This is a genomic window from Xanthomonas fragariae (assembly GCF_900183975.1).
In the GTDB taxonomy this organism is placed as follows: Bacteria; Pseudomonadota; Gammaproteobacteria; order Xanthomonadales; family Xanthomonadaceae; genus Xanthomonas; species Xanthomonas fragariae.
Genome location: NZ_LT853882.1, coordinates 1764612 through 1776813, shown reverse-complemented (window position 1 = coordinate 1776813; position 12202 = coordinate 1764612). Strand labels below are relative to the sequence as shown.

Annotated in this window: 12 protein-coding genes, 3 tRNA genes and 4 pseudogenes; 12 read left to right on the top strand and 7 right to left on the bottom strand. The window is 57.8% G+C overall.

The window, feature by feature from the left end; translation table 11 throughout:
* Nucleotides 1–11 precede the first annotated feature (11 nt).
* From PD885_RS08230 to uvrB, 4 genes are all read right to left on the bottom strand, one after another.
* Nucleotides 12–422 (bottom strand): TcpQ domain-containing protein, encoded by a 411-nt coding sequence (locus tag PD885_RS08230; RefSeq protein ID WP_088056786.1) that lies wholly within the window; start codon nt 420–422, stop codon nt 12–14.
* A 616-nt stretch (nt 423–1038) separates the two neighbouring features.
* The gene (locus PD885_RS21995) at nt 1039–1305 is read right to left on the bottom strand and encodes a hypothetical protein (protein WP_002810025.1); all 267 of its coding nucleotides are present in this window, start codon (nt 1303–1305) and stop codon (nt 1039–1041) included.
* 249 nt (nt 1306–1554) lie between these two features.
* Nucleotides 1555–1629 (bottom strand) — tRNA-Val (locus tag PD885_RS08220).
* 95 nt (nt 1630–1724) lie between these two features.
* Nucleotides 1725–3746 (bottom strand): excinuclease ABC subunit UvrB, encoded by a 2022-nt coding sequence (gene uvrB, locus PD885_RS08215; RefSeq protein WP_002810028.1) that lies wholly within the window; start codon nt 3744–3746, stop codon nt 1725–1727.
* 152 nt (nt 3747–3898) lie between these two features.
* On the opposite strand from uvrB, the gene PD885_RS08210 reads away from it, so the two are divergent.
* Both PD885_RS08210 and PD885_RS08205 read left to right on the top strand, forming a co-directional pair.
* The gene (locus PD885_RS08210; protein WP_002810034.1) at nt 3899–4432 is read left to right on the top strand and encodes a GspH/FimT family pseudopilin; all 534 of its coding nucleotides are present in this window, start codon (nt 3899–3901) and stop codon (nt 4430–4432) included.
* A gap of 58 nt (nt 4433–4490) precedes the next feature.
* Nucleotides 4491–4567, top strand: a tRNA-Asn gene (locus PD885_RS08205).
* A gap of 108 nt (nt 4568–4675) precedes the next feature.
* On the opposite strand, the pseudogene PD885_RS08200 reads toward PD885_RS08205, so the two are convergent.
* Together PD885_RS08200 and PD885_RS08195 are read right to left on the bottom strand one after the other, a co-directional pair.
* A pseudogene (locus PD885_RS08200) lies at nt 4676–4904 on the bottom strand (integrase); the annotation flags it as partial.
* Between the two features lie 29 nt (nt 4905–4933).
* Nucleotides 4934–5901 (bottom strand): annotated as a pseudogene (locus tag PD885_RS08195) (IS3 family transposase).
* Nucleotides 5902–6003: 102 nt separating this feature from the next.
* Here PD885_RS08195 and PD885_RS08190 point away from each other — a divergent pair.
* Nucleotides 6004–6096: pseudogene (locus PD885_RS08190) on the top strand (hypothetical protein); the annotation flags it as partial.
* A 128-nt stretch (nt 6097–6224) separates the two neighbouring features.
* Here the strand turns inward: PD885_RS08190 and PD885_RS08185 are convergent.
* Nucleotides 6225–7193: an IS5 family transposase gene (locus PD885_RS08185; RefSeq protein ID WP_088056784.1), complete on the bottom strand. Its 969-nt coding sequence runs from the start codon at nt 7191–7193 to the stop codon at nt 6225–6227.
* A 75-nt stretch (nt 7194–7268) separates the two neighbouring features.
* Here PD885_RS08185 and PD885_RS22695 point away from each other — a divergent pair.
* The 9 genes and pseudogenes from PD885_RS22695 to PD885_RS08145 form a co-directional block, all read left to right on the top strand.
* Nucleotides 7269–7502, top strand: a pseudogene (locus PD885_RS22695) (cytochrome ubiquinol oxidase subunit I); the annotation flags it as partial.
* Nucleotides 7459–7566, top strand: a complete 108-nt coding sequence (locus PD885_RS22690) for a hypothetical protein (RefSeq protein ID WP_386270677.1) — start codon at nt 7459–7461, stop codon at nt 7564–7566. The pseudogene PD885_RS22695 and the gene PD885_RS22690, both read left to right, overlap by 44 nt.
* 103 nt (nt 7567–7669) lie before the next feature.
* On the top strand, nt 7670–7984 hold the full coding sequence (locus PD885_RS22685; protein ID WP_002810045.1) for a hypothetical protein: 315 nt from the start codon (nt 7670–7672) through the stop codon (nt 7982–7984).
* Between the two features lie 132 nt (nt 7985–8116).
* Nucleotides 8117–8193: transfer RNA gene (locus PD885_RS08175), tRNA-Pro, on the top strand.
* Between the two features lie 241 nt (nt 8194–8434).
* A protein-coding gene (locus tag PD885_RS08170; RefSeq protein ID WP_088056783.1) for an IS5 family transposase occupies nt 8435–9233 on the top strand; the annotation gives its coding sequence in 2 pieces (ribosomal slippage) (nt 8435–8706 and nt 8705–9233; 801 coding nt in all).
* Between the two features lie 675 nt (nt 9234–9908).
* Complete coding sequence (locus tag PD885_RS08160; protein ID WP_082244289.1) at nt 9909–10979, top strand: replication protein RepA; 1071 nt, start codon at nt 9909–9911, stop codon at nt 10977–10979.
* A gap of 61 nt (nt 10980–11040) precedes the next feature.
* Nucleotides 11041–11247: a hypothetical protein gene (locus PD885_RS08155; protein ID WP_145954054.1), complete on the top strand. Its 207-nt coding sequence runs from the start codon at nt 11041–11043 to the stop codon at nt 11245–11247.
* A gap of 471 nt (nt 11248–11718) precedes the next feature.
* The gene (locus PD885_RS08150) at nt 11719–11967 is read left to right on the top strand and encodes a type II toxin-antitoxin system ParD family antitoxin (RefSeq protein WP_002810060.1); all 249 of its coding nucleotides are present in this window, start codon (nt 11719–11721) and stop codon (nt 11965–11967) included.
* 7 nt (nt 11968–11974) lie between these two features.
* The gene (locus PD885_RS08145; RefSeq protein WP_002810061.1) at nt 11975–12139 is read left to right on the top strand and encodes a type II toxin-antitoxin system RelE/ParE family toxin; all 165 of its coding nucleotides are present in this window, start codon (nt 11975–11977) and stop codon (nt 12137–12139) included.
* Nucleotides 12140–12202 lie beyond the last annotated feature (63 nt).

The window sequence follows — 12202 nt, the reverse complement described above, 5'->3', positions numbered from 1 at the left end:
GCAGTCAGCCCTTAGAGCTTGGCTCCGGACGACACAGGCACCGGCTGTACCAGCAGCTTGTTAGCAGAGACGGACACCGAAATACCTTGAGCTGCATATACCGCGCTCAGCTCGGTGGCAGCTTGCTGCACGCTGGTAGTACTGATATTGGAGACAGGGGTGATCAGGGTGTAATCCGACGGCAAGTTGTAGGACAGCTGCATGTTGGAATCCGCGGCCCACCGTTCCAGCATGGTCTTCAGCGTGCCGTCCATCTGCGTGGCCTGATACGTGTAGGAGGTGTAGAGCGGAATTTCGGTGGGGGCTTCGTTAAAGTGATTGACGTGCTTCCAACGTCCACCAAAGTCGGGAGCAGGCTTGGTCGCGCAGGCGCCAACCATCACAGCGACTACCAAGACCAGCGACAGCTTGGACACATACATCGGATTCACTCTGGACTTCTCCAACTCATGAAATTTCGGGCTTAAGACGGACAGCACTACGGCCCCGATCACCTGCAGGTGACGGAGGGGATGTGCTTTTGACAAACCATTTGAGGGCGCGTGTAAGCCGGAGCTAGCCAAAACAGGCCAGTCAGCATCGCGCAGACGCGCAACCGGTGAAAATGAATACGCAGAAGCACTATCCATAGCCTTAATTCCTATACGACCCTGCCCGGCGCCGTGTCCTTAACAAAAAATCAACATTACGCGAATTCCAGGCAACTGTGCCCGTAACGGACTCATGAGTCAAGAATTACCAGCGCCTCTTGATATCTTTTTTTGCAATGCCCGTCACTATTTTATAGGAAACGTTTTCACTTCTGTCTTGGGAAGCAGCTGCACGGTGGGATACCGATCTTCATAAGTAGCAGATCTTGTCGCATTTCACCGGATCTTCACCATGAGAACAACTGTGATGGCCTATACAAATGTCGGCAAACCGAATCCAAGCACCTGGACATCTTGATCTTCGTCGCATAAGGCGAAACTTTTGGCAGCCCAGGTGCGCTGAAGTAGCGGTAGTAGCTGGCTACGCGTACACACCAGTTTCGCGCCGCTACAACAGCAGCGCCAGATATCCGGACAGGACGTATCCGACGAGCACCGCCACTGCTATGGCGATCGCGATAGTTTTAGGTTCGGACTCGCCTCCACCGCTTTCGCTTTCAACGAGCGAGTCGATCCAGACTTTGGCTTGATTCGAAGAAAGGTCTGGCGTTATCCGTGCCCCAGCATCCGTCACGACGGCATGGGCCACAACTGCGTCGGGCGCATACACCTTACAGCCCACCCTGGTCAGCACGGTGTGCTGATACTCGTCCATCGCCCACCTTTTAAGACGTACTGATTTGGGTGGACCATGCCTCCCGTGAGACGGCACCACAAGCTGGCCACCCTACCCACATTGGAAGTGTGCCTTGCTGCTGAAGCCAGAGGTGCTGAGAGCTAATGAGAATTGACCACAACATGCAACAACGACATTCACATGTGGGCTGATGCCATATTGAGTCAGCTGCAAGATAAAATGATTCTGTTAAAACCACTCAAGTCGCTGTGCTATCTGGACTTAAAGTGGTGGGCGGTACAGGGTTCGAACCTGTGACCCCTACCATGTCAAGGTAGTGCTCTACCGCTGAGCTAACCGCCCGCTTCTTGCGCCAGCGTTGCGCTATGCAGGGCGCGAATTGTAGCGCAGGTTTTCGTCGGCCACAAGCCTTCGCTGCACCAGCATGGTGACGTGCCCTACCCCAAGCTCGCTGCCTTCAACTTCTGGATCTGGTCACGGATCTGCGCCGCCGCCTCGAACTCCAGATCCTTGGCGTGCTGGTACATCTTCTGCTCCAGGCTCTTCAGCTTGCCAGCAATCTCTGCCGGTTTCATGGCGCGGTAGTCGGGAGCATCTTCGGCCACCTGGCGCGACTTCGAACGTCCCTTGCCGGCCTTCTTCTCCGCCGCATCCTCGCGCGCGCCTTCCATGATGTCGGAGATCGAGCGCACCACCGATTTCGGTGTGATGCCATGTTCCAGGTTGTATTCGACCTGCTTCTCACGGCGGCGATCAGTTTCATCGATTGCGGCTTGCATCGAACTCGTCATCTTGTCGGCATACAAAATGGCCTTGCCGCGCAGGTTGCGCGCGGCACGACCGATGGTCTGGATCAGCGAGCCGGTCGAACGGAGAAATCCTTCCTTGTCCGCATCGAGGATCGCTACTAGCGACACTTCCGGCATATCCAGACCTTCACGCAATAGGTTGATGCCGACCAGCACATCGAACTTGCCAAGGCGCAGGTCGCGGATGATTTCCACGCGCTCGACGGTGTCGATATCGGAGTGCAAGTAACGCACGCGAATACCGTGCTCGCCCAGGTACTCGGTGAGATTTTCGGACATGCGTTTGGTCAGCGTAGTCACCAACACACGATCGCCGAGATTGATGCGCTCGTGGATCTCGGACATCAAGTCGTCGACCTGCGTGCCTACTGGACGGATCTCTACTACCGGATCGATCAATCCGGTCGGACGCACCACCAGTTCCGTAATCTCGCCGGCAGATTCGCGCAACTCGTAAGGCCCAGGCGTCGCCGACACATAAATGCTGCGCGGCGAACGCGCCTCCCACTCCTCAAAACGCAACGGGCGGTTGTCCAATGCCGAAGGTAGACGAAAGCCGAACTCTACCAGCGTTTCCTTGCGCGAGCGGTCGCCCTTGTACATGGCACCGATCTGCGGAATGGTCACGTGCGACTCGTCGATGACCAGCAATGCATCCGGCGGCAAGTAATCGAACAACGTCGGCGGCGGCTCGCCAGGCGCCTTGCCGGTGAGGTGACGCGAGTAGTTTTCGATGCCGTTGCAGAAACCGACTTCGGCCATCATTTCCAGATCGAATTGAGTGCGCTGCGCCAAGCGCTGCGCCTCGACCAGCTTGTTCTGCGAATACAACTGCTCCAGCCGCTCCTTCAGCTCTTCCTTGATCGTGTCCACCGCGCTTAGCGTGCGCTCGCGCGTAGTCGCGTAGTGCGTCTTCGGGTACACGGTGTAGCGCTGCAGCTTACGCAATGTCTCACCAGTGAGCGGATCAAACAAGGTTAGCCGCTCAATGTCGCCATCGAATAACTCGATACGTAACGCCTCGGTATCCGACTCGGCCGGAAACACATCCAGCACTTCGCCACGCACGCGGAACGCGCCACGCGTCAGCTCGAATTCGTTGCGCGTGTACTGCAGATCGGTCAAATGGCGGATCAGTTGACGCTGATCGATGTGCTCGCCGACCGAAAGGATCAAACGCAGCGACAGATAGTCCTCAGGCGCACCCAAGCCATAGATCGCCGATACCGTGGCCACGACCAGCGAATCGCGCCGCGACAGCAAGGTCTTGGTCGCCGACAGCCGCATCTGCTCGATGTGCTCGTTGATCGAACTGTCCTTCTCAATGAAGGTGTCCGACGACGGCACATAGGCTTCGGGTTGGTAGTAGTCGTAATAGCTGACGAAATACTCCACCGCGTTGTGCGGAAAGAACGACTTGAACTCGCCGTACAGCTGCGCCGCCAGCGTTTTGTTTGGCGCCATCACCAGCGTCGGCTTCTGCACCTGCTGAACCACATTGGCGATGGTGTAGGTCTTGCCCGAACCGGTCACGCCCAACAAGGTCTGCTTTGCCAGGCCGGCCTCGAAGTTGGCCACCAACTTGTCGATGGCCGCCGGCTGATCACCGGCTGGAGCGTATGGGGAGACTAGCTGAAAACGGTCGGTCATGGAGTCGCTACCTACAGGCGACTTGCCAGTATAGCGAGGCTGGATGATGGCTATGTTCGTGGTTCCCCTACCCCACTGCCGGCAACGAACTGATCGTCGGGCCTACGGACTTACGTGAAGCTTCAACTTCACAGAACGGGGCACCGAACAACATGGACGGGACGTATCATCACTCGGGGATCAGCTTGATAGAGATCCTGGTGACCACAGCTTTGCTTGCGCTACTCACTGCCATTGCTTGGCCGTCCTTTGCTGAGCTTCGCCAAGCGAATCACGTGCGAGCGATCATGTTCGAGCTTACGTCCACCCTTGCAATCGCGCGCTCAGCATCCATCACGCGAGGGGCTCCCGTCGCCGTGTGTCCAAGCTCTTCAGCATCGGACTGCATCACTGGAAGCGACTGGACTGACGGCTGGCTCATCTATTCAGATACAGACGGCAATAGAAGACCGGACAAGAGCGACGATGTCATCTCGACCAGCTCCCAGAGGACCTCGTCAGAACTCAAGATCCATACAACCGCAGGGCGCGCGCAGGTACGCTATGGCTCACTTGGCAGAGTACTAGGCAGCAACCTGACCTTCCATATCTGCAGTCGCGGTGACCTCAGGGGCCAAGTGATCGTCAGCGCATCGGGCCGACCTAGGTCCCGGCTGCTGACAACGCCCCAGCCGTGTCCGGTTTGAAAATTGGTCAGGTAGGGGTTGCAGAGCAGCGAACCACTCCCTATAATTCGTCTCCCTTGCCCGAATAGCTCAGCCGGTTAGAGCACTTGACTGTTAATCAGGGGGTCGTTGGTTCGAGTCCAACTTCGGGCGCCATAAAAATCAAGGGCTTGCGAATTTCGCGAGCCCTTTTTTTTTGTTGCCAGTGGAAAAATTCGTGGGAAAAATAGCGAGCCGCGCGGTGTTCCACTGCTCGCTGACAGGCTAGCGCCAGCTCTTCTTTTCGGTCAGCTGAGGGGGCGGCACCACGTGGAGCTCATGATCGTATCGGTTGATTGTCGCAGGCGTGACATGTCCGGCGGCTTGCTGTTTGTGTGCCGGCGTCCCATGCGTGTCAGGTGATGCCGCGATGCTTGAGTCCGTGCATCGAGAAGCGCTCCTCGGCAGTGATAACGCCTTCCTTGATTGCGGCGGTGATCATCCGTTGCCAAGCGATTGATACGCCCAGGGTTCCGTAGACACTCAAGACCCTCGTTGCGCGTAGCGCCGTTCAAACTCTACAGGGGACAGGTCGCCAGTTGAACCGTGGCGGCGGTTGGGGTTGTAGAACATCTCGATGTAGTCGAATACCTCGGCGCGAGCGGCGTCCTTGCAACCAGCGTTGGGTTTGCGCCGCCACACCGCAGACAACAAGGCCTGCACGACCAACTCGGTGTCGGCCCGATCGCGCATCGCCCAGCCGACGACCTGCCGGGAAAACAGATCGATCACAACAGCCAGGTACATCCAACCTTCATGCGTGCGGATGAAGGTGAAATCGCTCGCCCAGGCCGTGTCCGGCTCAGTCACGTCGAACTGTCGGTCAAGCAGGTTGGCCGCCGCCTTGCACTGCATTCCTCCATGGAGGCGCGGTTTGCGACCATAGCCCACCTGGGCACGCAGTCCCTCGGTGCGCATCAGCCGATACACCCGATGGCGACTGCAACGCTCACCCAGATCGCGCAGATCCCTGGTGATCTTGCGATGCCCATAGACACTGCCGTTGGCCAGTCAGTGGTGCTTGATCAGTCCAAGCAAGCGCTCATCTTCCTTGGCGCGCTCACTGTTGGGCGAGCACAACCAGGCGTAATAGCCCGACCGGTTGACCCGCAATACCCGGCACATCGCACACACCCTGAATTCCCCACAGTGGGCTTGCATGAAGGCGTACTTTGCCCTTACCCCTTGGCAAAGTACGCGGCGGCCTTTTTTAGGATGTCGCGCTCCTCGGTCACTCGACGCAACTCTGCCTTCAGCCGCCGAACCTCGGCGCTCTGGTCCACCTCGGCGCGCTGCACCACGCCAGGCTTGCCGAACTTGCGCAGCCAGGCGTAGAGGCTGTGCGTGGTGACACCTAGTCGCTCCGCGACTTCTGCCACCTTGAAACCACGATCGGTCACTTGCCGGACCGCCTCGATCTTGAATTCATCCGTATACCGCTTGCTGCTCATAGACACCTCCGAAATTGACCATTTTCCATGGCCTTGAGATGTCTAGGAAACCCTGGGCGTATCAGTTGTTAACTGTCGCGGCTGCAGTTCGCAGTCGTCGCGATGTACCACTTCATCTTTACGCCGCTCACCATGGACTTGTCGTTCCTGCTCGGCATCATGAAAAGCGTCTACGTAATGACCGGCAAGCAGATCTAGGGAAGGTCTGAACAACGCACCAGACCTCTAAAATTCGAGCCTGCTGCGTGCCAATAGCGCACAGAGTTGATGCGTACGATACGATTTCTACGGTTTCTTGCGGCGTTGGCTGGCGCCAGACAGCATTATCCCCTGGCCGGCAGCAACTGCCGGCGCACCATCCACAGATTGGATAGTGCGAACAGGGTCAGCACATGCGCGGTGTTCTTGGCCAAGCCGCGATAGCGGACCTTGGTGTAGCCAAACTGGCGTTTGATCACGCGGAATGGATGCTCCACCTTCGCACGCACACTTGCTTTGAAGTATTCCCAACGTTCTTCCTGGCGGCGCTCGCGTTTGTTGCCAATGGCTTGAATCGTCGAACGCTTGGCGGTAATGAAAAAACCAGCCTTGCAGGTCTGCAGTTCTTCGCGTTTGTCCGCACCGGTGTAGCCGCTGTCGCCGAACACACTGTCTTCTTTGCCGTGCAGCAATGCGTGGGTCACCGTGACATCGGCCACATTGGCAGCCGTACAACGGACGTAGTGCACCAGCCCGGAAAACTCATCCACGCCGATGTGTGCCTTCATCCCGAAATACCACTGATTGCCTTTCTTGGTCTGATGCATTTCAGGGTCGTGCGCGCGGTCGGTGTTCTTGGTCGAACTGGGCGCAGCGATCAGGGTTGCATCGACGATCGTGCCGGACCGCAGGCTCTGACCCTTGCGCACCAGATCCGCGTTGACGGCCTCCAGCATCCGCGCTGCAAGGCCATGGGTTTCCAGCACGCGGCGAAAGTTGAGAATCGTGGTCTCGTCGGGAACATTGTCCAAACCGCCGAGCCGGGCAAAACGGCGCAAGGTCGGGATCTGGTGCAACGCTTCTTCCATCGCCGGATCGCTCAACGCATACCACTGCTGCTGCAAATGAATCCGCAACATCGTCGCCAGTGCGTACGGCTGTCGACCAGGCCGCCCCGACACCGGATAGTGCGGCGCGATCAGTCCGAGCAAATGCCTCCACGGAACCACCTGCTCCATCTCGGCCAGGAAGATCTCGCGGCGAGTCTGCTTGCGCTTGCCCAAACCTTCAGCGTCACCGAACGTCAGTTGCATGGATGACTCCTCAACGTAGGTGTGTAGTGTCGCGCATTTGAAGTGCGTTGTTCAGAGGTTCCCTAGCGGCTGACCATGCTCTGGGGCGTGCTGTTCGGCATCAACTTTGCCATGGGTGTCAGCACCGGCATCGTCATGGACTTCGAGTTCGGCATGCACTGCTCGTACTACAGCGACTACGCCGGCGATATCGTCGGTACACCACTGGCGCCGGCGACGAAGGCGAATAGCGTTCTTCCTAGAAGCGACCTTCCTGGGCCTGTTCTTGCTGGGCTGGAACCGCCTGACCAAGGTGGCGCATCTGGTCACCACCTGGCTCGTGCACCGGGCAGCAACTTGTCGGCGCTGTGGATCACGATCGCCACTGGCTTGATCGCTACGCGTTCGCTGGATGAGCTGATTCCCGGCATTTTGGAACTGGTCGGGCGTGCCGAGCACCGCATACGCAGCGGTCAGATCGCCTACGGCGCATTGCAATGCATCCGCGCAGACAAGGACGAGCCGAGGCACGCAAGGTCTTCGACGCGCACTGGCAGGATCTGGGCCACGGCCTGCTGCTCAAGCGTTACCGCGACGATATCGGGAATGCAACGCTGGAACAGATCGCGCAAGCCGCCATGGACACGGTGCCGCGCGTGCTGCCGTCTACGCTGCATCGGGCTTGGAGCTGCACGAGATCGTGGACGCTGCTTGGCTTCACCGCGCTCTACACCACGCTGCTGGTCATCGCGGTCAAGATGCTTCTGATCCTGTTCGCGTTGTCATCGGCGTCATCTCACAACGCGTACTGAGCTCGCCCACTGCGAAGGTAGCGCCCGCATGCATTGCCGTCGCAATGCGCTTCGAGGTCTCCCACGTCAGTAAAATAAATTCGCAAGATGCTTGCCGATTCCTCATTCAGCATGTATCATGGTTGGCTCCTTCGGGGTGTAGCTCAGTCTGGTAGAGCGCTACGTTCGGGACGTAGAGGTCGCAGGTTCGAATCCTGTCTCCCCGACCAATTGATGTACGGCAAAAGGCCCGGAAGTCCCTTGATATAAGGTTTTTCGGGCCTTTTTACTATCCATCCATCTTTACTCACAATCGCTCATATATGAGCAGAAATGAGTATTTTTACCTTCTGGATGTCTCGCGAATGTCTCGCCTCCCGAAAGCTAACCCCTTGACTTGCAAGGCACTGACACTTGACCTGCGCGTAAGAACCTGTTCACGATCTTTCCTGATTGGTGCAGACTCTGCGGATGCGCCAAAAAACCTATCCGAGCGACATGAGCCGGGAGCGTTTCGAACACATCCTCCCGATCCTAGAACAAGCGCGCAAGCGCACCAAACCACGCCGAGTGGATATGTATGAGGTGTGGTGCGCAGTGTTGTACGTGCTGCGAACCGGTTGCCAATGGCGAGCGCTACCCAGCGACTTTCCGAAGTGGCGGACCGTGCACTCGTACTTTGCCAAGTGGAGCGAGTGCGACGATGAAGGAGTGAGCCTGCTGGAGCGGGCGCTCAAAAAATCAGGTTGGCGTGGCCCGCCAGAAACAGGAGCGCAACATCTTCAGCAGGTTCTTGATCGTGGACGCGCAGAGCGTCAAGAACACGGACACAGCCGGGCAAAAGGGATATGACGCGGGCAAAAAGGTGTCGGGCATCAAGCGGCATATCACTGTTGATACCCAGGGGTTGCTCCATGCCATCGCGGTGACGACGGCGGAGGTGACCGACCGCAAAGGTGCGCTGCGGGCGCTGGAGCGCTGTCAGTCAAACTTGACGCATGTACAAAGCCTGCTGTGCGACAGTGGTTACACCGGAGTACCGTTTGCCGAAGGCGTGCGAGAGATTCTAGGCGAGCAGCTCACGGTGCAGATTGCCAAGCGCAGCGAACTGCACACCTTCAAGGTCATGCCCAAGCGCTGGATCGTCGAGCGCAGTTTTGCCTGGCTGGAGAAAAACCGAAGGCTGTGGAAGAACTGCGAGCGCAAACTCAACACCAGCTTGCAGTTCATCCATCTGGCCTTCTTGGCGCTTCTACTCAAAAGATCGTGAACAGGCTCTAAGGAGTCCGTAGATTACTCATGAAGAATCAGACTGTGTGGCTGGCGTGGCGATGTGGGTTGGTGGCCCTCGCCCGGCGGAAATGAAGGATGCGTCAGCAAGTCCCTCGCGCAACCAAGCGATAGCGCGACACTTCAAGCACAGTTCCCGGCTAGGCTGGTCGGGACTTGACTGATCACAGTGTTGTCGGACCAGTACGTGTTGTGAGCATCCTTCGCTGCTCCCGGGTCCCAACTAGCCTGCACTCATCCTCATTGCAGATCGCTGTTCGAGCCGCTTCGGCGGCTCGCGCACGAGGCCCTTGCCCATGTCTGCACCTCATCTCCCAGAGACGAGCGACACACTGTTCGAGCGTTCAACGCTAAGCCAAAAGCCCTCTCTCCGCCTGCTCTACATCGAAGACCTGGCGCCGCTGATCGGCAAGACTCCCAGCACCATCCGGACTTTTGTCAGCCGACGCGATAGCTACCGGCACCTAATCCCTCCGCCGTACAAACTGCCCGGCTCTCTTAGGCTCGTTTGGTACGAAGACGATGTTGCGCAGTGGCTTGCAGCAACAACCCCAGTCTTTCCTCCCCCAAAGCGACGAGGTCGAGGCCGCCCAACCAAAAGGGAGCAATTGGAACGTCAGCGCTGGGCAGCCAGCCAAGGAAAAGGGGATGCCACATGAGCACCCCTTTTAGCGCTGAGCAAGTCACGGCGCACGTTGAGCGCTTCCTCGAACGCGCGAAAGATCGGTCGAAATTCGACCCTCGGAAACTCAACGGCCGTCTTGATGCCGAATGGCATCAAGACGAGCAGGAGTCGCGGGATGCCGAACAGATCGAACAATCCATAGTTCAAGGCATCTCCAAACATAAGAAAACATACCTCCGGCGCCGACCACGCATAGCGGAACTGGAACGATCGATCTTGATCGATTGCGATTCTCCAACCGGCGACGATTTTGCATGCGTGCATGCCGTCTTTTCGCATGTGGGGCTCCCGCGAAAACGAGTGCAAGGCACTGTCTTCAAGCGCACCAGCGGCGATGCATGGCTCATTGCACAATCAGGCTATGCCGATCTCGGGGACGGCCCTGTTCTGCAAGCCATCCCTTACGGATCATTGTCTCGGCTGTTACTGGTGCATATGACCAGCTATGCGCTGCGACACAATACCCGCGAAGTTCCCATCGGCCGCAGCGCCAATAATTTCTTGGAGCATCTTGGTATGGACCGTGATGGCCATCGCTACCGTGCATTACGGACACAGATGCACGCCCTCGCCGCATGCCGGCTACAACTCGGCTACAAAGGACGCACGTTCAATGGACAGCCTGTAGGCCACTTCGATACTTGGCTAACGCACGAAAGCCTGCAACGATCTGCATGGCCCGGCGTAGTTGTCTTGACAACAGACTACTACGATTCGCTGCGAACTCTCGGTGTCCCCATCGATATGCGCGACTATTTGGCGCTCCAAGGATCGGCATTGGCGATGGACATCTATACGTGGCTGACTCATCGTCTTTACAGGATCGAGAGCAACCGGCCTTACATGCTGCCATGGCCAGCTATCAAGGCGCAGTTCGGCCAGGAATATAAGGACAGCAGTAACTTCAAAAAAGAATTTCGCGAAGCACTTTCCAAGGTGATGAAGCGGTACCCGAAAGCAAACGTTAATCTCGTCGCCGGCGGCTTGCTACTGAGGAAGTCGCCGCCTCCCGTTGCTCCACGCTTTGACCTCCCTATCTGATATGGCCAGTGATCACGACGAAGCACCTTCATTCGCTCAGGTCCAGGAATGGACGAACATCATGCGCAATGAGCTGATGGAGATCACCGAACGACACATGCGGGAAGGGCTGCGCATTCCCGTCCCAATCGCGAGCTATGTGTTCCTTGAGCTTGGGACGCGACTGGCCCTCATCGGGCACGGGCTAGATGCCGGCCCGGCAATGGCCCGCAAGCACGTCGAAGCCGTTCTTGCCTTGATCGAAGCGGATGATCAATCGACCAACTGATGCGATGCTGTGGAAAACCATGTGAATACAATGACTTATCCGAGTGAAATCACCACTCCCCGATGAGTGATATCGCCACTGTGCATCCGCACCAGAGCGCGTGAAATCGCCACTCCCCTAAACCTGTATGTAGAAGCTCCTGTACGTAATCCGGTAGTTGTCCGCTGGATTCTGGGGATAACCGCCCCTCCTAGCCCCGGCCGGGCCCGTGGACGATGCCGCTACGCGGCACCGTGTGGACAGGCCGGGGACGGCGATGGACGGCGCAAGCGCCGCCCGCCCGCCTGCCCACACTTCGCCCACCGCCCCAGCCTCCCCGCTTCTTACGCCGCTCCGCGGCGCGCTACGACCACCGATTTGACATCGAAGACCAAAGCCCTCAAAGGCGGCCAACTGCAAGGGCTGGGGCCACGTTGATAACAGTTATCAAAGCGACTATACTGATACAGCCTCCCAGCGAAGGTGAATCTCATGATCAGCGCGGACCTCGGCCAACAGCTTGAACACTATGTAGCGAAACTCGTTGCCTTGGGCCGCTATGGCTCAAAAAGCGAGGTGCTGCGCGAAGGGGGGCGCCTGATCCAAGACCGGGAAACCCGGCTTGCAGCGCCGGATGCCTCAATCGCTCGTGGGTTGGCCGATGTCGAGGCTGGGCGGACAAAGCCTGCCGAAGAAGTGTTTGACCGCCTTGAAGCGAAGTACCGCGCGCAAGCCGGCTAACGCCCGCATGATTGTGCAATTGTCGGCGGACGCCGAAGACGACCTTGAACGCATTGGCGATTACATCGCCCAAGACAACCCGCATCGGGCGCTGTCCTTTGTACGTGAGCTACGCGAGAAGTGCATGGAGTTGGCGTCTACGCCGCAGGCGTTCCCGCTCGTGCCTCGCTAGTCGCCCCTGAAAAACCCCAACCACCCAACGACCGCAAGGCCTTGATGTCTGCACCGGCGTGCC